The organism is Sivoneniella epilithica UHCC 1019, assembly GCF_040830845.1.
Taxonomy (GTDB): Bacteria; Cyanobacteriota; Cyanobacteriia; order Leptolyngbyales; family Leptolyngbyaceae; genus ULC077BIN1.
Genome location: NZ_JBFPDP010000012.1, coordinates 59,971 through 81,212 on the forward strand (window position 1 = coordinate 59,971; position 21,242 = coordinate 81,212).

The following is a 21,242-nucleotide window of genomic DNA, read 5'->3' on the forward strand; positions in this document are numbered from 1 at the left end:
CAACACCCTTTTTTACAAACTAACAACCCTAGTCTTCAGTATACTGAACCCTTGGTTGGCAGAAGTTTGAAGCAGGCAACATTCATCGCTCCATTGTGCGATTGCTCATCTCAACGTTCACCTTTTAAGCAGCTAGTTTAAGATTTAAGTTGAACGCAGAAGGGTTTTCAAAAATTTCGAGTACGCTATCAAGCTGAGTAAGTTCAAGCACCATGTAGACAGCACGAGAGACAGAACACAAGCAGAATCGCTTATTGGCGCTTCGGGCTAACTTCAACCCATGGGCGATCGCCATGACTCCGCTGCTATCTAAAAAGTCAACCTGGCTCATATCGATCATGACACTAGAAGGCTTCTCAGACACCATAGCCGCGTTAACTTGATGGATAAACCAAGTAACACTGTCAATGCTCAACGAGCCTTGAGGTTGCAGCACAACAGCAGTTTCAAAAGTTTCAAAAGTTTCAAAGTGAGTTTTCTGAGGGCGAATCGATAGCATCTGCATAAACAAACCTTGTGCTGGGGAATTAGTGAGCTTTTATCCCATTACCCTAGTTGCACTTAATTAAAGTTGCCTATTAAAACACTGAGTATTCGCCGAATCTTTACCCGATTTGCTGCTCTTTAAAGGTTTCGTCAGTATTTTCCGCAGATGTAGCTTCCGATACTTACATTTTCTAGCAAAAACACTTACAATGAATCAGCGCTATGACCTATTCGGCTATATTACGCTAGCAGGCTATATTACGCTAGCAGTTAGATTCCAAGAGTTCACTGAAGCGTATTATTCAAAGTATCTTTTAATACAGTGCGGGCTGCCAGATGGTTACGAGTTGAGGTTAAAATTTCTACCTCCCGTTCGAGACGGACGGCCGTATCTTGAATTTCTAAAAGGGCTTGTTGCTCCTCGGCAACCCCATACAAATTACTCGCAATCCAATAGGATAACTCTAAGGGCGACTGGGGCATAGTCTCTGGCAACTCAATTGGTTCGCCTGTCAACTTTGCAGACAACCGGACGACATCTTGCAAAAGCTGCGAAACGCTCTCTGCCATAGGGTTTAAGTTTTGCTCAGGGGGATTATCTTCGATCCACTCCACTAAGCCAACCCGATAGGGCTTTTCTCTAACGTATTCTAGAACGCGAAAACGCTGTTGCCCAAGAGTGCGAATTTTCATGCGATCGTCTGGCAAACGTTGGAATTGAATGATTTCAGCACAACACCCAACAGCAGCGGGTTTGCCTTGGGCTTGATCCCACATTAATACGCCAAAACGGCGATCGCTTTCCAAGACCGTATTCATCATGATCCGATAGCGAAACTCAAAAACGTGTAGGGGAAGGGGTCTTCCTGGAAATAATACAACTTCGGGCAATGGGAAAAGGGGCAGTTCTCGAACCGCGATCGAGGAAGAAGATGCCATTAGTCTCCTTATTTTAAAGACGACTGTATTTTTTCTACTGTAGCCCATCTCGACAAAGGATTGGGAAGTATGCCCACAACCCGTTTTGAGAAAGCACGTCCTTTGTTAGTCTAGGGTGAAAATAATTCATTTACACCTAGGTATACGCCTAGAATCCTAGTGAGATTAGATAAGATCTGAAATTAGGGTCGGATAATATAGTCCTTGTTTCAGTTTCTCTATCTAAGCATTTACTCTATCCAAGCATTTATAAAAATGGCTGTTATGATAAGTCCACCTTGTGCAGTCAATCCTAATGGGCTAGGCAAAAACCTCGCCCATCGGGTTAGGACAGAAAGCACATTGTGCCATACCCTTATGGTCGGTATATTTTTTTAAGCATCTCCTTCAGTTGTGATATGAGTTCTTCCCAACCCCAAATTTATTGTCCTAATCTACACTGTGCAGCGCCTTTAAATGATTTTGGCAATAGCCTTTGCAAAAGCTGTCAAACACCTTTGGTGTATCGCTATGTTTGGGCGATGGGAGAAGCAGTGTTACAGTTTCCTGTCGATAGCCAGGTGGGAGGACGATATGTGGTCAAAGCGCCACAAATTTGGCTAGATACCCAGCCCGGTCTACAGCCCGATTTTCCAACTGAGGAATTACCCGACGCTTTACTGCCGTATTTATATCTTTACCCTTATCGGCTCCATGTCCCTGAAGTTCATGGTTTATGGTCTAAAGGGGACGATCTCGCAGCGGAAGAAGTTTTTTTATTAGAGAATGTTCCCTTAGATAAGCAAGGGAACCTATTTCCGGCGATCGCTCAAGCGTGGGGACAGGCAACCGCAGCCCGTCAAGTTTATTGGTTGTGGCAATTGTTGCACCTGTGGAATCCCTTAGCTGAGCAAGGAGTTAGCGCTAGCTTGCTTGCTGCGGAGAATATCCGAGTAGAAGGATGGCGAGTGCGTTTATGTCAGCTTTTTGTGGATGAGGCATTATTTGCCGCAGAATTTGCCACAGACGATGAGACATCGCTAGATACGCCAATGTTAGGGTTGGCAGACCTGGCGAATGTCTGGCTAGGATGGCTCGATCAGGCAAAACCAGAGATTGCCGTGCCGCTACAAAAATTGTGTCAGGACATGCATGAAGTTGGGGTTGAGTTAGAGGCGATTCCCGTAGGGATCGTTTCACGAATCGCGGCTCAGCTTAACCAATTACTGCTCCAACAGACGGCTCAGCTTCCTTTACGGTTGCAAATTGCCAGCGCTACCGATCCAGGACCGCAACAGGATCACAATGAAGATACCTGTTACCCCGATCTGACCCAAGCAGGTAGCATCAAAACCGACGATGAAGTTTTTCCGCGCTTGGTGGCAGTGTGTGATGGGATCGGTGGGCATGAAGGCGGCGAGGTTGCTAGCCAGCTTGCAGTTCAAACACTAAAGCTACAAATTCAGGCGCTATTGGCAGAAGTAAAAACGGCAGAAAGCCTGGTTCTTCCTGAGATTGTCGCCGAACAAATTGAGGCGATCGTTCGGGTGATCAATGACATGATTGCTGCCCAAAACGACATGCAGGGGCGCGAGGCACGGCGACGCATGGGCACAACGTTGGTAATGGCGCTCCAGTTCCCTCAGCAAGTTTTGCTGTCCACTGGACAAGTCGCAGAAAATAGCCACGAACTCTATCTTGTCAACGTGGGAGATAGCCGCGCCTACTGGCTCACTCCTCGCTATTGCCATCAGTTGACTGTGGATGATGATGTGGCGGCGAGAGAAGTGCGGATGGGGCGATCGCTCTATCGAGAAGCCTTAAAGCGACCTGACTCAGGGTCATTGATTCAAGCGCTTGGCACCCGAAATTCAGAATTTTTGCGCCCTAGCATTCAACGTTTTGTACTAGAAGAAGACGGTATTTTATTGCTATGTTCCGATGGACTAAGCGATAACGGCTGGGTCGAGTCTGCTTGGTTAGACATTATGGGCGAAGTTTTCCGGGGTAAAAAAACGTTGAGTGAAGCCGCCCAAGCGTGGGTTGATCTAGCCAATCAAAATAATGGGCATGACAATGTATCAGTCGTGTTATTGGATTGTCACGTTTCTACTCCACTGCCAGATGTCTCATTCCCTGGCGTTCGCGCCCCATTGACTTCAGACTGGGCAGCCTCTTCACGCGGGCTTTTACAAGAGGCAGGCATGGCAGATCAAGCGGCTGATAGTCAGGCAGGAAAAGGGCAAAAACCAAACAAACTGCTGTGGGTTGGGCTGATTTTAGCAACGCTGTTGATTGGGAGCGCTGTGGCGATTTGGGTACAGGTGCATCCCGGCAGTCAGCCCCGCCGGGAACAGTTAACCCCAAAGTCATAATGACCTTTATGTAGGATGGTACGCTCTTATGCAAAGATGAAAAAGCTGTCGCTAGTGGGCAGTAAGAACCGCTCGGAGCAGCGGCGATTCGTAAAACGTTAGCGAAGCTTTCCACAGGACTCCCTCTGGGAATTGCGGTTGTGCAGGAATTGTTGAATTATGCAGATTGATACAGAATCTTTTTCAGTGGGCGATCGCGTTCAAGTCGCTCAGTCTATTGTTGTTTACCATCATCCAGACCATCGCAATCAAGAGTTTGATCTGCAAGGGCAGGAAGGCGAGGTCGTTCAAATTGTCAAAGAATACAAAGGGCGACCCGTCAGCGCCAATTTTCCTTACCTAGTTAAGTTTGGAGCCAAGTTTAAAGTTCATCTACAAGCGTTTGAGCTAGAAAAAGTGTGAGCGTTCAGCCGCAAGAGTCACTATCGCCACAAACCTCGACAAAACCAACCGAATAGATTTACGTCTTTCTGCATTTTTTGGGCTTCACGGCGATGCCTCTCAGCAGTCGCATAGTACCACTGGCAATAGCGATCGAACTCATGACGATGCTGAACTTCTTCATGAAACTCGTGCGTGAGTTGATGAACTTCCAACACCGCAAAATCCGGTTCGGGCGGAGTGGGCGCAATCCAGCGTAAATCGTGCGACATGGTATGGTAGCGGATGAATAGGTTAGGACATGAAGATCCTGAATTAAGGAATAACGGATAGTTACTGTCTTGACCTTTTCTCGTGCTGTCTAAAGAGAGGATAGAAGGACTTAGCCGTTATTCAGCAACCGTTCGCCTTTTAGCATTCGCTGCGCTGCATCTAGCAGGGCTTCTTCTAAATAGGGCTTGGTGAAATAGCCGCTGGCTCCTAGAGTGGCTGCCATTTGACGGTGGCGATCGGCACCCCGTGAAGTGAGCATCGCGATCGGTAAGAGTTTCAAATTAGGATCTTTCTGAATCCGGGAAAGCAACTCTAGCCCATCCATGCGAGGCATCTCAATATCACAGAAAACGATATCGCAGGGTAAACCAGAACGGAGTTTTTCCCAGGCTTCTTGTCCATCTCGTGCCTGTTCAACTCGATAGCCGACTTTATTAAAGGTCATAGACAGTAGTTCGCGAACGGTAATGGAGTCATCCACAATCAGCACCATTGGCTCAGTTTTGGTAGCAGGAGCTTCTGGAGCCATACCATCGTCACTTTGCTCCCACAGTGAACCGCCGGCATCGCGACGAATTCGACCCATGGACAGATCAATCAGTTCCAATACATCGGCGATCGGCATGATGCGTCCATCGCCCAAAACTGTTGCACCTGCGACACCAATTGGTTTAGGAACAGGACCTTCAAGTTGTTTGATAACAATTTCCTGTTCTCCTAAAACTTGATCCACTTGCAGCGCCAAAAAGTTGCCAGCACTACGAAGCACCACAACAGAGACAATATCGTCTTCTTGGTTGCCTCCATAGACGTTACCGCGTCCTAAGTGGCGGTTGTAGCCTAGCAGTTCCGCCAAGGGTCGTACTGGAAGAATCGTATCTCGCCAAGCAATGGAGGACTGACCCTCTGCATCCGTTTGAAGGCGCTCCTTCGGCATATCTAGCATATCTTCCACCCCATCCATGGGGAAGGCAATTCGAGCGCGATCGCTGATACAGCAAAGCGCCTTAGAAATACTTAAGGTCAGCGGCAGACGAATGGTAAAAGTAGTCCCTTTTCCAGGAGTAGAATCGGTACTAATCACTCCTCGAATTTCACTTAAGCTAGTCTGCACCACGTCCATACCCACACCGCGACCAGAGTAATCGTCCGCCTGATCTTTAGTACTAAATCCAGGATGAAAGAGAATATCATAAACGTCTAATCGAGAAATGCTTCTAGCTTCAGTTTGGCTGATTAGGCGCTTTTCAACTGCCTTCGATTTGACCCGTTCCACATCAATGCCAGCACCATCGTCTGACACCGAAAGAATGGTTTGGTTACCTTGGTGAAATGCCCGAATGATAATCCGCCCAGAGGCAGGTTTTCCAGCCGCTTTACGAACGTCTGGAGACTCAATGCCGTGGGTGATTGCATTGTTCACCAGGTGGGTCATTGGATCATAGAGTTGCTCCAAGATCATTTTGTCGATTAAGGTTTCTCGCCCTTCAATCACCAACTCAGCTTGCTTGCCGACTTTCATGGAAATATCGCGAACGGCTCGCGGCAGGCGATCGGCGGTTTGAGCGAACGGCACCATGCGAGACCGGGTTAGTCCCTCTTGAAGTTGAGTGGTGACTTGGCGAAACATGCGCGTGACCTGTTCCGTTTCGTCAACGATGAACTCAATATCAGAAGAAGATTCTCGGACTCGCACAATCAACTCAATCATTTCTTGAGAAAGAGAGTGAAAGCCGGTAAATCGATCCATTTCGAGCGGGTCATATTCTACTTCATTGGAACGAGTAGCGGCATTTTCAACCATTTCTGCACGACGCAAGTTGGATTGAAACGGTTCAGCCCGGTAGCCTTGCCGACTCGCAAGCAGAGAACTTTCGAGCAGCGATCGCTCGTATAAATCCTGCATCCGCTGTCCAACATCGCTTAACTGCTGCACTTGATAGAGCAAGTTGTCTAAAGACTGCCGTAAGCGCTCTTGATCTTGTTCTAGGCTATTGCGATTAACCACCAGTTCCCCAACCAAGTTGCTGAGGTTGTCCAAATGTTTGACTGGCACCCGCATCGTTTGTTCACTAAATCCACGGGTGGGACGATTCGTGCGTCGCGGCTGAGGAGCGCTACCCCGAACCACTTTAACAGACGGAACCCCGCCTAACTTCTCCTCGGTGTCCTTCAGCAGATCGTCAAGATCATCAAACCCAGAGCTACTTCCCGCACCTTCACTAAGGGCTGACCCCGCAGCATGGAAATCAATTTCATCCCCTAACAAAGACTCTAGGTCAGAAAATTCATCAAACGCTAGTGGTTCCCCAACATCGGCATGTTCTTCACTATCAGCATCTCCATTCGCAAAAGCGATCGCGCCAGCACCAAGAACAGCGCCACCGCCCAATAATGCTTCTAATTCATCAAATTCGTTACTCTCAGGTTCGCTATTCTCAGAAGGAAAAACTTCATCATCAAGAAGACTATCCAAATCATCGAATTCATCTGGTTCTGATGATGTGGAAGCGATCTCATCCTGTAAAGAAGCATCATTTAGCAACTCCTCGCCCAAAAAATCATTGCTGTCTAAAAGATTATCTAAATCAGAGAACGCATCAGAGTCAGCAAGATCAGCATTAGTAAAATCGTCCGGTGTCATGGACGATATTTCATCATCTCGAAGCTCACCACTTGAAAGATCATCCGAGCCTAGAAGATTATCTAAATCAGAGAAGTTATCAGTTGCTGAAGCTAAATCATCTTGAAGGAGTTCATCTGCTGTAATGTTTTCTAAATCTAAGAAATCGTTGTTAGAAGAACTTAATTCATTCAAACTTAAGTCTTCCAAATCCTGATCAGGTTCTAAAAGATTAACATGGTCATCTTCGCCTTGATCCTCTTCACCTTGAATAGTCTCAAATGAAAGCTCATCTCCTAACAAATTGTTCAACTCACTGTCGGAATCTTGCTCCATCGAAAAAACATTTTCACCAAATAGATCATCTAGTTCAGATGGTTCTTCAGTGAAAGGATTTTCATCCCCTAGTAAATCATCCAAACTTGAACTATTCTCAATATCTAGAGATGAGTCTGGAAAAGATAGCTCTTCAAAGACTAGAAGAGTTTCAGTTGCAAGGTCATCTTCAACTTCAAATTCTGCAACAACCAGACTATCTTCAAAAACAAGACCATCCTCAAGCTGTCCCTCATTATCTAAAAGGGAAACTTGGTAAGACTCAAGCTCAAGCTCTAAAAGCTGATCTGAGTCTGTCAAAGGTTCATCAAGCCCATTGAGATCCTCAAGCTCATCAATCAGAGACTCAGATTTGTCGAACTGGCTAATTTCATCGGTGAGATTGAGCAAGTTTGCTGAATCTTCAAAAGGATTAGTTTCTCCAAATAAATCTTCTAAATCATCTGTAGCATCGCCAGAACTATCAAATTGCTCAGATGATAGCCCTAGAAAATCTTGTGAATTTTCTACAACAGCTATTTCACCAAACAGATCATCTAAATCACCTGTTTCATCGGTGAGAATAGCGTCTGTTTCGTCGAGTGTTAATTCAAAGGAATCTTCATTTTCTGTAGGACTTATAGCAGGCGGCTCAAGCTGGATAGGTTCTTCAGTCAGGCTGAGCGAGTCTGACAAATTATCAAAAGAATTAGTCTCTCCAAATAAATCATCTAAATCGCCTATGCCTATGGAATCACTAGAACTATCAAGTTGCCCAGACAATAGATCGTCTGATTGCTCTAGTAAGTTTGCTGTATTTTCCTCAAAGGGTTCCCCAAACAAATCGTCTAGGTTACTTGTCTCCTCGGAAAGAAGGGGATCTGCTTGACCCAGCATGAATTCAAAAGAATCTTCATTTTCTGTAGAAGTTTCTATCGCCTCATCAAAAAGATCACTTTCTGAAAGATCACTCTCCGAAATATCTGAGATGGGATTAATAGTTAGAGGTGCTTCGTTGATTTCAGCCTCTTCAAAAAATGTATTATCAAGCAAATCAAAATTCAGCGAGTTTTCATCATCTATCAGCAATTCAGAAATTGAATCTTCAGGTAAAGATGCATTTTCTGGAGTACCTAGGAATGAGTCTAGATTCGAGAGTTCATTAAAATCTACTGTGGATAAATCTGGAGTATTGAAGTCAGCCTCGACGGTTTGAGTTTCTATACTCTCTGAAAAGTCAGATGATAAATCATCGAAAAAGTTATCAAGGGCTAGGTTGCTACTTTCTTCAAAACTATTTCCTTCAAGTTCTTCTTCAAGTTGAAAAGAGGGTGCTGTTGAATCTGAAGTTGCTTCAACCTGATCAAAGTTGAACTCTTCGAGATCTAGGTCAAAATCGCTCAGAGAAGGAGCAGAAATCTCATCTGGGACAGCCGCAGCCGCGATCGCCAGTTCAGGTGCTTCTGACAACTCACCCCAAGGGTCGGGGATTGTCTCCTCCGATGAAACCAGTGGTTCAGAGCTTTCAGGCTGGAGTTCATCAAACGATTGATTGCTTTCTAAGATTGCTTCAAGATCCAGAATAGAGTCATCAGGCAAGCTTTCTAGAAAGTTATCTAGACTATTTTCTTCTAAAGCCAGTTCTTCTAAAGAAATACCTGGAGCTTCAAGGGCTCCAGGGGCTTCCAGTTCTCCCCAAGGATCAGGAACAACAGTAGACTCAGGCAGACTGCTTAGGTCAGAGTCAGACAGTTCTAGATCTAGATTCAAATCATCGCTATAAAATTCGTTTAACAGGGGAGCATCTGTAGGCTGTAAAGTCTCTAAATTCAACTCCAGATCTAGATCCGATAGGGAATCGCCGCTATCGGCTAGATCTTCCTCTAAAATCAGATCTCCAAAGACATCATCTAAATCGGTAGATGATGAGTTGGACGGACTAATGGTTAATAAATCGTCAAAGTCATCTGAGTCAATCGGGCTACTTTCAGCCGGAGGAAAAGCGATCAACTCTTGGGCGATTCCCCCAGGGATCGTTTCACGAATCGCGGTATCTAATGCCAAGCTGTCTGAGAAATCATCACCAAATAGATCATTCAACTCATCGTCTGAAGTAGCAGATGAGTGAGTTTGAGGCGATTCTTCGTCAAATAGAAGGTCAGAAAAGTCACTAGAGGGATCAAAGACTTGAGCAGTATCAGGGGTCGCAAATATATCAGAGTCATCTGTGAGAATTTCTTCTTTTTGCCAGGTCAAGCCTAAATCTGGCATTTCTCCTTCAAATAAATCGGCTAGCGTATTGAGTTCTGCCATGCCTACTTCAGGACCCTGATGAGTGTCAAAGTCATCGTCCGCCAGTTGAGTAGTCAGATCGCTGCCTAAATCCAAACCAATTTCTGTGGCTTCTAAACCGCTTAAAGAAAAATCAGTAGAGGAAGAAAGATCTTGATCAAAGTTAAGGTCTGTTTCGTCAAAATCATTAAAATCTAAATCAGATGATTCTGACAAATCCATTGGGTCTACTTCTGCTAGCAAATCTGCAAAATCGACCTGGACTATTGTATCGAGCAAAGAGTCAGCAGGAAGAAGCGCTTGCAGTTGTTCGCAAGGAGTAATGTCTCCAGCACGACCTGCAATCACCATTTCTTGGGCTTGTTTAATGTCTTTAATAACAATTGGAGCAAGTACACGATAGCTATTTTCGGGATAAGCGATCGCCTGACGAGCAGTATCAATCAAATGGCACCAAGCAGACAAGCCGGACTGTTCGCCCATGCTGCTTAAACTGCGACAAATTTCTTGAAGTTGCTGCCGGGGTGCTGTCTCTACATCAGGCTGTTTGAATAATTGCAGCATTTCCCGCAAACGAGCCGGAATCTCTCCCTTGAAGAGTTCTTCGACTGCATTTTCTGAGTGATGGGAAAAAACAAAAGCAGGTGTAGAAACAGGTTCGCGAGAGACGGCTGGAGCGTTAGCGGCAATCTGAGATAAGTGCTGTTCTAATTCACTAAAGGTAGGCTCAACGGCTGAAATGACCACCTTGGCATTTTCTTCAGTCAAACCAAAGGAACCTTGCAGTTGCCCGACTAATTCTTGAAGAGCATCAAAGACCTTTAGGAAAAGAGATTCTAGCTTTTGGTCAACACGGATGGATGTTTCTTTGAGGAGTTTAAAGTAATCTTCTAAACGGTGGGCAACTTGCTGAATACTGTCCAACCCCAACATGGCAGCACCGCCTTTGATGGAGTGAGCCGCTCGAAAAACCTCATTCACCGTTTCTGAATCTTCGATGGTTGCTTGTAGATTCAGCAAACCCTGCTCAATTGTATTGAGGTGGTCTTTCGCCTCCTCAATGAAATAGCCCATGATTCGCTGCTGTTGATCAGGCTGCATGGCAGTACTCCATTCCTTCGGAGAGGGTTGTTGCTAGCAAAACACATTGCCGTCGGCAATTGAAACAAGTGATGCACCGGGTCAATGTGAAATTTTGCTGAGTAGAATTTTGGCTGAACAGGGTCACTATCCAGAAAAACGAATTAGAAATGTAATCGTTAATTTCATGGTTTTTATGAAACCATGTTCTGGATTGCTTTAATGTACTCGATCTACTAAAAATTGACATCAATTGGAATCTGATGAGGAATAAGCGATCGCCCTTGAACACCATCTTACTTACGATCTACCGTTTCTACCCGGAATCGTTCAACGGAGGTAAGCAAGTCACGAGCAACGCCTACTAAGCTTTGCAGCGATCCGGACACCCGTTGAGCTTCTTGAGATGTTTCTTGAGCCGTAAGTTCTACCGACTGCATGACTTGCGCCACTGCCCTAGATGTTTCAGTTTGTTCGACTGTATCAGCGGTGATTGATCGCACCAGTACGTCGATGCGATTGGATACGGTAATAATATCCTCTAGCGATCGCTTTGCCTGTTCCGCCAACTTTGTCCCCTCAATCACCTGTTGCGTTCCTTCCTCCATTGCCGTCATCACCGATCCAGTTTCACCTTGAATCTGGAGGACGATTTGTTCAATTTCCTTCGACGCTTTGGCAGCGCGATCGGCTAGCTGTCTCACTTCATCTGCCACAATCGCAAACCCACGACCAGCTTCTCCAGCACGAGCCGCCTCAATACTGGCATTTAGCGCTAGCAAATTTGTTCGAGAGGCAATTTGTGAAATCAAAGCAACAATTTTGGAAATTTCCTGAGAAGACTCTGCCAGACGTTTTACCTTGCGAGTGGTTTCTGCCACAGTTTCCCGAATTTGCAAAATCCCCGCTACAGTACGCTCTACCGCTTCACCGCCCCTCAATGCGGTTTCAGATGCTGAACGCGCCACCTGTTCCGCTTCACGGGCACTTTCCGCCACCCGTTGAATCGATTCAGTCATCACCTGCACAGAATTTAGGGTAACCGCCAATTCTTCCGCCTGCCGTAAGGCATCTGAGGACAAACTACGAGCAAACATTTCGTTGTCGGTAGAGCCTTTACTCACCTGCCGTGCCGCTACTTTTACCTGTTGCACAATTTCCCGCAGGTTTTGAATCGTCAGGTTGAAGGAATCGGCAACTGCACCCAATACATCAGCGGTCACTTCTGCTTGCACGGTCAAATCACCCCTTGCTGCCCCTTCTACGTCATCTAGAAGCCGAATCACTTGGCGTTGCAAATCTTCTTTTGCTTGCTCTTGCTCTTCTGCTTTCCGTTGAGCTTCACTGGTGGTCGTCAAAATCACTCGTGCCATCTGATTAAAGCCAGTCGCCAGTTGCCCAAATTCATCCTCGGCATAAATGATGGCACGAGCGTTTAGGTTTCCCTGACAAACCGAATTGAACTGAGCTTGCAAATCATCAGTGGAACGCTTCATTTGTTTCGCGGCAACTTGCCCTAAAGCAAACGTTGCTACAAAACTCGCAATTCCGGCGGTTCCAGTCATTAGCCAACCCGTGTTTCGTAGTTGGGAAACCACAGCCGGATTTTCTTGAGAAACGCTAGAAGAGACAGCGTAGTTTACACCAGCCACCCCGATCGCCGAACAAATGCCAGCCGCCAAAGCAATAATCAGGTGTTTCGCCGCAATAGATGCGTTTTCCATCGGGGCGAGAAGTCCTTGCTCCACGGTGACTGCCGGATCAAGATTTTGGGGATCGGACTGGGTAAACGCAGGAACTTGATCCGTGCTGCTGGTGAGACTAAAAACCTCATCATCGTTGACAAAGGAGCGATCGCCAGGGGAAGTAAAATCCATCGCTGAATCTTGCGGATCGGTAGCAGAAGGAATCCCAAAGTCAGCCCCAACTGCTGGGCGAGTAAACCCTGCCGAATTTTCTGACAAATCAAAATCAGACAGATTACCTAAATCATCAAACTCGTCGAATTCATCCAAGAAATCGACATTATTTTGCCCTGTTGATCCACTTGATCCAATGGAATCATTCAACGAATTGCTATAAGCAGCACCAGAATTGCCCATTCGATAGTCAGCATTCAGTGGTACTGATTCATCCGATGAATTGAAAGAAGAATCTCCATCCTCATAAGCGTTTGCAGATCCCATGAACAACGTGTCGTCTTCGCCGACCGGATGGGATAGACTGCCGCGAATGCCGCTAGAAGCTTCAGGGGGGCGATCGCTTAACCCTCCACCCGACAAAGGCGGCGAGTAAGGAGCCTCTTCTTGCAAGTCCAAAGGAGCAAACGCATCGTCGAATTCATCAAACGTTGATGGAAAATTAGATTGATCGCTGAAAGCATCTAGCCCATAATCATCGCCCGGCATATCAGTAGGAGCCGCAAACGCATCTAGGTCTGTCGTACTAAAAGCGTTAGAGTCTTGCCCAGAGTGGGTCGTTTCAACAGCAAACGGATCAGAAAAAGCGGGCATGGATTCATTCGTGCTGGCAAAGCTTTCTTCTCCAAAAGGATTATCAAACTGGATGTCGCTATTGGATGGGGAGTCTACTGGAGTGTTGAAACCATCGATGTCAAAAGCATCGTCAAAAGCAGCAAAATCTATCTCATCGGTGAGGCTATCAAACGAGTCGGGAACAGGGTCATTGGTCAGGCTATCAAACGAGTCAGAGGGGAAATCCTGTAGGTTGGTAGGAGCATTAAAGGAGCCAGCAAATCCTTCATCATCCAAAGCATCATGAAAGGTTGCATCTGGACTAACGTTGAATTCGTCAAAAGTCTGTTGTGGAACGCCAGCTTGTTCACCCAGATGTTCCAAGCCTTGGTTTGCATAGTTAGTGAAATCGGGATCGTCAGTTAGGTGCAATACAGACTCATATTGCTCTTTGGCAACGTCGTATTGCTGCAATCCATAGCAGTAAATATGCCCTCGCAGCAAATTGGCGCTTGGATCATCTGGGAAGTCTTGAATTAAGCGATCGACGATTTGAGCAGCGTCCTCATAGCTGCCGTTCATGTAGGCAATTTGAGCTCGCTGATAGTCTTGTGCGTACTCAGTACCTGTTCCCATGTGCCCTCTCCCAGTTGATTATTGAGTACGATAGCCTCGGCTTCCCAGAGTGATGGCTCAAAATGCAATGAATAGCATCTATACTATCCCCGATTTGTAAGACCGAACATCCAATTTCATGATGCTGTTTTGCCATGCTGCGATCGCCCTCCTTTATGCTGCCCACCGTGCTGACCGTAAAATTGCAATCTGGTCGAGCAACCGCAGATATTTACTCGCTAGAGTATCTAGAATCCATTCTCCTCGCAAGAACGGAGCCACGCTGTCGGGTACATTTTGAGGCATTTGCACCTCGTCTAGATCAAGCCATTCCATGCCAACAATCCTATCTACCGCTAACCCCAGCATCAAGTCTTGATCTTCTACGGCAATCACAGATACTTCGGGTCTGTCGGTATTGAGTGGCACTGAATCTCCGAGAAATTGCCCCAAATCGGCAACCCAAACAACCCGACCCCGCACATTCAGCGTACCCAAAAGCAAGGGGGAAACATTCGGAATGGGCGTAATGCGATCGGGAGGAGGAGACAAAACTTCTTTAATGCCCGTGGCAGGCAGGGCGAACTCAGTTCCCGAAGAGACATAAAATCGTAGATGGAGTTCACCTTCAGGACTCTCAAGCTCCTGAAATTCGGGTGCTTGGTCGTGTCCTCTGCCGGTTAGAAAATCTGGAATTCCTACCATTTGCTCAGCCCCTATCCTCGTAATAATTGCTTAACAGTTCCAACTAATTCAGTGGGTTGAAAGGGTTTAGCAATGTATGCATCGGCTCCTTGCTTCATGCCCCAATAGCGATCGAATTCTTCTCCTTTTGAAGAACACATGACCACTGGAACGTTCTGAGTTTTAGGATCAGCCTTGAGACGACGGCACACTTCATACCCGTTCATCCGGGGCATGACAATATCTAGAACAACCAGATCGGGGCAACTCCCTTCAATTTGCTCTAGTGCTTCCACGCCATCGCTGGCAACTGCAACATCCAGACCGCTCCCTTTGAGGAGGTCTTTAATCATTTCTCGTTGAGTGACGCTGTCTTCGACAACCAGAACTATACTCATGCTTTCTACCTGCTTGCCGGTTTGAAGGTGAACGGGAAGAGCGAATCGCCGCTTACCTTGAACTGCTACTAACTAAAGTACCCCCATTTACGAGTTAAGTGGCGTTGATGGTGTTGAAATTACGTTTGTTCTTTCAAGTTGTACTTCATCTTTTGGGTTGATTGTGAATTGAGTTGATGATTGTTGACGTTCGATCTGGGCTGAACCAATGTAGCTCTCGACTAGCATTAATAGCTCACTTTCGCCAAATGGCTTTGTTAAATAGTCTGTAGCTCCAATTAATTTAGCTCTAACGCGATCGATGAAGCCATCTTTGCCCGTGAGCATGATAATGGGTGTTTGGCGAAATAGGGTGGAGGTGCGTAACATGGCGCACACTTCGTAGCCGTCTAGTTCAGGCATGGTGATATCACACAAAATCAGGTCGGGGATAATTTGGAAAACGCTGCTCAAGGCTTCTAGGGGGTTCCCGATCGCGATCGCCTCATAACCCTGCCGAGTCAAAATTTGCTTCACTGTCTCCCGAACGGTCACTCCGTCATCAATACAAACAATTTTAGGCGGATGTGTTTTAGTGTGATCCGGGTTAGTTGATCGCCGAGTTAAATCATTGCCCTTGCGGACGGTCTGAACCATCATTTCTGGGCTGGTGAGTTGAATAACGCCCTGCTGAATATAGGGATAAATTGCCTGAGCAACGGTCAAAATATCACGGTTCAGATATCTGCCAATTTGTCGGAGCGTGGTTTTTCCATCTGCAAATTTAGAGAGTTTATCAAAAGTGCGGTTAGATAGCGTGTCCTGCAAAACGCCGACATTCGTAATGACGGGACATTGTTCGGTGGAATAAATATAGGGATAAAACTGTTTCCAGCGTTGCACCTGTTTCATGGTGTGGGTTAACAAGGGTTCTATTTCAAAGGAGGTGAGTTGGGGAGATAAGGGCTGCCCAATTTCAAATATAAAGGTGCCATGGTGCAGGCTGAGTAAATCAAATAAGGTTTCATGCACCATACTTTGAATGATGCTGCGACCTTGGGCAGGAGTAAGCGTGTGGTTTTCCATCAGCGCCCAAAGATAGCTATATTCAGGAGCATTAGCAGTGGCGATCGCTCCTTTCATTAATGGATTAAGGGCTTCTTCTACCCTATATCGCTGGAGATAATCCCGTAGCCGCACCAGTCGCACATCGGGATCAGCCGCATAAATAATTTGTCCATTCAAAAAGAAAACAAACCAAAATTGCTCACTAGAAACAGCGGTTTGAGTTCCTATCGTCTGAGCGACCTCCGAATCTACCGCAGTAGACTGGGAGGGGTAGGCTTCTACGAAAAGTTCTCCGGTTCGCTGCCCCAATTCAATGAGTTGCAGAATACTGCGAATATCAATTTCACTAAGTTTGCCCTGCATGAATATTTGGCTATTTTCTTAAAAGGTTCACCTAGAAACTGGCAAATAGAGCGATCGCCGCTTCACCTGTTACATTTCTTTAGTAAATCTCACAAGCGATGTTAAGTTAGGGGCAAAAGCTGAGCCATCAACCATTAACAATGCCGTGAATCAAATATCAGGTTTGGCAGCTAGATTTCGCTAAATCTTTGCAGATCTTTCTGGAATAATCCATGATTTATCCATGCATTCAGTTTGTACCTGTTAGGATATTATTTTTTCTCAGGTACGAATCCAGCACAAAAAATCCTCATGTTGCCATAGTTCTGCTATCAATAGTGGTTTCTGTGTTTCAACGGAATAAGTCAAATAAATCCTTCTTGATTGACTAGGTATGGATGTTTTCAAGATATCGGCGTTGGGCATAAGTGCATATTTAATCAGTCTTATATCAGCGGCAAACCGGATTGGGCAAGCTAGTTTAATCAGGCAATAGTGTTCTATGGTTTATCACTCCAGGCAGATCATTTGGATAAATTCGCGTCATGATGCTTTAGATCCATCTTGCCTAGTGCGTTAGGCTGCTGAAGCAATTTGTGAATTAGGCTTAGATTAACGAGTTTAACTAACGCATTTGTTAATTTTGGTTGGGCAAAGACAAAGAAGGGGATTAGTGGCGTGCTGTATCTAGCAGAAGTACAAAAGAAAAGCGGTGGATTCATCGGTGGGGGTGGCAAAGCCGAACTTAGACTACTTGCCTGTCAGCGATCCGAACAGAACTGGGCGCCGATTTCAGGCGACGAAGTGATTCCGTCTGATGAGGCAACCAGCTATGGGGCGGGCGCCTTGGTGCTGGTTGATCTATCAGCCAATCGGCAAGTGCAGCGCGTTCAAGAAGCAGGTCGTCCTTTGGTCAGTATCTTGCAAAACTTCTCTCGCTTGCAGGAAAAATTCAAAACTCAAGAAGAAGAGATTGAGCAGTGGAAGCAGTCGCTCACCTATCAAAGTCAAGAGCTAAACCGTCGAGAAATGGAAATGGAAGCTCGGCGGGAACAGCTTCAGCAGATGGAAGAAGACTTTGAGCAAATGGAGCAGCAGCGCCAAGAGATTAATGCTTCGCAAGAAGAAATTAACCAGCAAAAAGAAGCTTATGAGCGGAACCGCCAAGAATTAGAAGGGGCTTGGGATCATCTGCGGGGTGAGACGCGCCGCATGGAAGAACAACAGGCAACAATGCAGCAGTCTACGGTGCTAGATGAGGATAAGTCACGCGCATTGTATGAAGTGCTAGATCGGTTGACAGGGACATCTCCAGTAGAACCAGTTCGAGAATCGCTGAATGCTTCGTTTGAAATTTTATCTCACCATCAAGAGCGGCTGAACCGTTATTGGCAGACTTTGGAGCAGCAGCGATCGCAGATTAATCAAAGCAATCATGAGATTGAACAGCAGGCACAAGCGATTAACGATCGCTGGCAAGAGTGGCATCAGGCTCAAGCTGCTTTAGACCAAGCCAAAGCAGAACTCAGATCTCAGCAGGCTGCATTAATCGGCAAACAGGATTATGTAAGATTGCTTTCTAGCCAGCTTCAAAGTCAGGATGAACTACATCAGCAAGTCTATCGGTTGGCAGCCACCTCTGACCACGTAAAAATTGGATTTCAAGTAGATGTGGAAGCGCTGGAAAAAATGTCGATGGATGACCTGCAAAAGGTGACCCAAGATTTGGAAAGCGAACTATTGAAACTATCTAGTTTTGTGGAAAGTCAAGAGGAAGAATTGCGATCAAAGCAACAAGAAATTGATGATATCAAAGCCAAAATTGAGGCGGCAAATGAGTACGATCGCCTCAATCTAGAAAATGAGATGTCAGACGAGCAAGATGGATACCAAATGTTGTATGAAACTCTGGTTGGGCAGCGCCGCAGCCTTCAAGAACGGAAAGCGTTTCTCAACCAACATCAGTCAATTCTTCGCCGTCGCCAAGGTCTTGCCGAAGCAGAGGGCAGTGAGGGCGTGATCGATCTTGAACCGATTTTGACTCAAATTGATGCCCAACGGCAGCAGCAAGCCGATGAGCTACAGGCACTCGAAGCTCAAATCACGCAAATGCAAGCGGCAATTCAACAGACGGAAACCATGGTCAATACTCAAACAACGGAGCAAGAAGCTAAACGCAATGAACTCAAGCGGTTTGAAAATGAACTCCTAACCCGACGTAAAGCCGATTCTGAAGTGATCGGTAAAGTTGCAACCTATCAAGAAATGCTTCAGCCTGTGCAGGATGCTACAGACGGAATGCGCCAAAAACTGGAAGCGATCGCGGGTAGCATGGCACAAGGGCAAGAAGCCGCCGACTCGCAGCAGCAGGCAATTGCCGAAATTCGCCAAGTCATTAGCAGCTTGACTAATCCGTAGAATTGCTATCCCGTAGCCAAATCCAATCTCCTTCTACTTGAGCGATCGCGCCGCCTGGAAATGGATCAGTTTGCGATCGGTTGGGGGCGGCAATTAGCGTGACCAATTTTTCAATCTGTTCAAAGTTAGGAGTTTCAGGCAAACTTTGCTGCAAGAGTTGGCGAACAGCACGGCGTTGTAGGGCGATCGCTGCCGTTTGTAGGACTCGCCGATTAAACCGAGCAGATTGTCCCTCAACGCCCCACTCTGCTTGAACAAGTAACTGACTGGCTGCCGCTTCCAGGTATTCTACCTCCGCTTGCAGTAATTCTGTAGTCTGGTTGAGCGCTTGCTCTACTTGAGGATTAAAGTGAGCTTGCAGATAGGGAATGAGTTCTAAACGAATGCGGTTTCGAGCAAATTCCAAACTTTGATTGGTACTGTCTTCCCAAATAGTCAGTTCCATTTCCTGGCAAAACTGGGCAGTTTGGGCGCGAGTGATGCTCAACAGAGGACGAACTAGCTGAAGATTTGCAGCCAGCGATCGCGTCCAAGTCAACGCTTGCAAGCCATCGGCACCACTGCCACGTATCAGGTTATAGAGCAATGTTTCGGCGCGATCGCTGGCAGTATGTCCTGTGACGATGATGTCATAGCCCTGCCGCTGAGCAATCTGTATCAAGCTTTCATAGCGCCATTGACGCGCTACGGCTTCACTGGATAGAACCCCTTCAGCCGTTTGCTCAAAGTAGGAAATTTGCCACTGATTCGCCAGGTTTCGCACAAATAAAGCATTTGCTGCCGAATCCGATCGCCACTGATGATCACAATGGGCGATCGCTAGGTTCCAACCCCATTTTGGCTGCAAATCTAACAGCATCTTTGCTAGACAAAGAGAATCTTGCCCACCGGACACTGCCATCAAAATCCGCGATCCCCGCTTTAGTAGAAGCCTTTTTTTCAGGCTTTTATGCAAATGAGCGTGCAGAACTGTCCAAGAAGGAAGAGAATTTTCTACAACGAGGTGACTCATTTGATCGGGGGTTAGGAGCTAGTAATCATCATCCGGGCTACCATAAAAGTCTTCCAAGTTTGACTCCGATCGCCCTAACCGATAGGCATCATTTGGATCGCTACGAGAAGGGGCATCAGGGCGCGGCTCTAATTTCCCTAAACGGCGTGGCTGTTCAGTGCGGCGTTCAGGCAGACGCGCTTTGGGACTATCGGGCAAAAATTCTAGCCGGATGCGAACTCGACCCCGCTGCCAACCCTGACCGCTAAACCGTAGGGCTTGACAGTCTAAACCGTCGTTAAACCAGCCTTCGTTTTCTTCGACCCAATCTTCTTCGCGATCGCTAATTGCCTGCGCCAACGCATCGATAAACTCGCCTACCTTAAAGGTGGGGTTTGCCATCAGCACCCGACCGAGGCTGACAAACAGCACTTCATCATTATCCAAAGGTTGAAACTCATCCATTTTAGAAAAACCAGCCGTAACTATGAAGCCCTTTCCCCAACAAATTCACGCCTAAATAGCAGACCCAAACGACTAAAAAGCCCACTGCTGCTAGCAGTGCTGGACGACGACCTTGCCACCCTTTGGTAATTCGAGCGTGTAAATAGGCAGCAAACACTAACCAGGTAATCAGCGCCCACGTTTCCTTTGGGTCCCAACTCCAATAGGAACCCCATGCCTCATTTGCCCAAACCGCTCCGGCAATAATCCCAATGGTAATCAGCGGGAAGCCTAGCCCAATCATGCGATAGCTGATGTTATCTAGGGTGTCTGCCAAGCTGAGACGCTGGGGTGATAGGGTAACCGCGATCGCAGGAGGTGCCATGACCGCAACAGAACCATTGTTAGAAAATGCCGCCGTCATTTCTGTCCCTGAACTCTCACCCAAGGGTTCACCCGCTTTCCGCAGTTGATATTTGCGATCGCGATAGCTACCTGTCCCGACAGAACTGCCCTTTAGCTCGACCGCTTGCCCACGGGTGACGACTAAAAACGCGATCGACAGCAAAGAACCTACCATTAGCGTGGCATAGCTCAACATCATCACACTGACATGCATCATCAACCAGTTGGATTTGAGCGCTGGCACCAAGGGCGCAGAGGCTTGCATCTCAGTGGGCAATGTCAACGTAGAAAAAGCAGCAATGCCCATACAAATCGGCGCAGTGACCACGCCGACTAAACGATTGCGGCTCATTCGCTCTGCCACAAAGTGCATTGTAGTAATGCCCCAGGCTAGGAAAAACAGCGACTCATAGAGATTGCTGAGGGGAAAGTATCCGGCTTCTAACCAGCGTGCGCCCAAGAGTGCCGCTATGCAAAGATTGGCGATCGCCATGCCCGTCGTTCCGGCGATCGCCAAATAGGGGAAGTTTGGAAAGGCTGCCCCAACCCAATACACCAGCATCGTGATAAACAACACTGCAAAAGAAGCATTGTCTAAAATGCCTTGCAGTTGAACCAGATCCATTTCGTGTTCTCCACAAAAAATCTTTGAGCGAAGCGTTCTTATTCCTCTATCCTACG

The 21,242-nt window shown here is 46.6% G+C and carries 14 protein-coding genes; 3 read left to right on the forward strand and 11 right to left on the reverse strand.

Features of this window, described 5'->3' with window-relative positions; all coding sequences use genetic code 11:
* Positions 1–124 precede the first annotated feature (124 nt).
* Together AB3R30_RS09850 and AB3R30_RS09855 are read right to left on the reverse strand one after the other, a co-directional pair.
* Positions 125–505, reverse strand: a complete 381-nt coding sequence (locus AB3R30_RS09850; protein ID WP_458649005.1) for an STAS domain-containing protein — start codon at positions 503–505, stop codon at positions 125–127.
* Positions 506–771: 266 nt separating this feature from the next.
* Complete coding sequence (locus tag AB3R30_RS09855; protein ID WP_458649006.1) at positions 772–1,425, reverse strand: LON peptidase substrate-binding domain-containing protein; 654 nt, start codon at positions 1,423–1,425, stop codon at positions 772–774.
* A 398-nt stretch (positions 1,426–1,823) separates the two neighbouring features.
* On the opposite strand from AB3R30_RS09855, the gene AB3R30_RS09860 reads away from it, so the two are divergent.
* Together AB3R30_RS09860 and AB3R30_RS09865 are read left to right on the forward strand one after the other, a co-directional pair.
* Positions 1,824–3,779 (forward strand): PP2C family protein-serine/threonine phosphatase, encoded by a 1,956-nt coding sequence (locus AB3R30_RS09860; RefSeq protein WP_458649007.1) that lies wholly within the window; start codon positions 1,824–1,826, stop codon positions 3,777–3,779.
* Between the two features lie 159 nt (positions 3,780–3,938).
* A complete protein-coding gene (locus AB3R30_RS09865; protein WP_458649008.1) occupies positions 3,939–4,181 on the forward strand; it encodes a ferredoxin-thioredoxin reductase variable chain in 243 nt (80 codons plus the stop codon).
* Positions 4,182–4,201: 20 nt separating this feature from the next.
* On the opposite strand, the gene AB3R30_RS09870 is transcribed toward AB3R30_RS09865, so the two are convergent.
* From AB3R30_RS09870 to AB3R30_RS09895, 6 genes are all read right to left on the reverse strand, one after another.
* The gene (locus AB3R30_RS09870; RefSeq protein WP_458649009.1) at positions 4,202–4,432 is read right to left on the reverse strand and encodes a hypothetical protein; all 231 of its coding nucleotides are present in this window, start codon (positions 4,430–4,432) and stop codon (positions 4,202–4,204) included.
* Positions 4,433–4,542: 110 nt separating this feature from the next.
* Complete coding sequence (locus AB3R30_RS09875; protein ID WP_458649010.1) at positions 4,543–10,764, reverse strand: response regulator; 6,222 nt, start codon at positions 10,762–10,764, stop codon at positions 4,543–4,545.
* Between the two features lie 275 nt (positions 10,765–11,039).
* Positions 11,040–13,853: a methyl-accepting chemotaxis protein gene (locus tag AB3R30_RS09880; RefSeq protein WP_458649011.1), complete on the reverse strand. Its 2,814-nt coding sequence runs from the start codon at positions 13,851–13,853 to the stop codon at positions 11,040–11,042.
* A gap of 153 nt (positions 13,854–14,006) precedes the next feature.
* Entirely contained in the window at positions 14,007–14,537 is a 531-nt protein-coding gene (locus AB3R30_RS09885) for a chemotaxis protein CheW (protein ID WP_458649012.1), read from the reverse strand.
* 11 nt (positions 14,538–14,548) lie between these two features.
* A complete protein-coding gene (locus AB3R30_RS09890; RefSeq protein ID WP_171572673.1) occupies positions 14,549–14,914 on the reverse strand; it encodes a response regulator transcription factor in 366 nt (121 codons plus the stop codon).
* 87 nt (positions 14,915–15,001) lie between these two features.
* On the reverse strand, positions 15,002–16,324 hold the full coding sequence (locus tag AB3R30_RS09895) for a response regulator (protein WP_458649013.1): 1,323 nt from the start codon (positions 16,322–16,324) through the stop codon (positions 15,002–15,004).
* A 657-nt stretch (positions 16,325–16,981) separates the two neighbouring features.
* On the opposite strand from AB3R30_RS09895, the gene hmpF reads away from it, so the two are divergent.
* Positions 16,982–18,721 carry a pilus motility taxis protein HmpF gene (hmpF, locus tag AB3R30_RS09900; protein ID WP_458649014.1) on the forward strand — a complete coding sequence of 580 codons (1,740 nt, stop codon included), beginning with the start codon at positions 16,982–16,984 and terminating at the stop codon, positions 18,719–18,721.
* Here hmpF and tilS read toward each other — a convergent pair.
* From tilS to ccsB, 3 genes are read right to left on the reverse strand one after another with little or no spacing between them, the layout of a single operon-like run.
* Positions 18,711–19,733, reverse strand: coding sequence for a tRNA lysidine(34) synthetase TilS (gene tilS / locus AB3R30_RS09905; protein WP_458649015.1), 1,023 nt, complete (start codon positions 19,731–19,733; stop codon positions 18,711–18,713). The genes hmpF and tilS overlap by 11 nt on opposite strands.
* A gap of 18 nt (positions 19,734–19,751) precedes the next feature.
* A complete protein-coding gene (locus tag AB3R30_RS09910; RefSeq protein ID WP_458649016.1) occupies positions 19,752–20,177 on the reverse strand; it encodes a KGK domain-containing protein in 426 nt (141 codons plus the stop codon).
* 1 nt (position 20,178) lies between these two features.
* Entirely contained in the window at positions 20,179–21,186 is a 1,008-nt protein-coding gene (gene ccsB, locus AB3R30_RS09915; RefSeq protein ID WP_458649017.1) for a c-type cytochrome biogenesis protein CcsB, read from the reverse strand.
* Between the last annotated feature and the right edge of the window lie 56 nt (positions 21,187–21,242).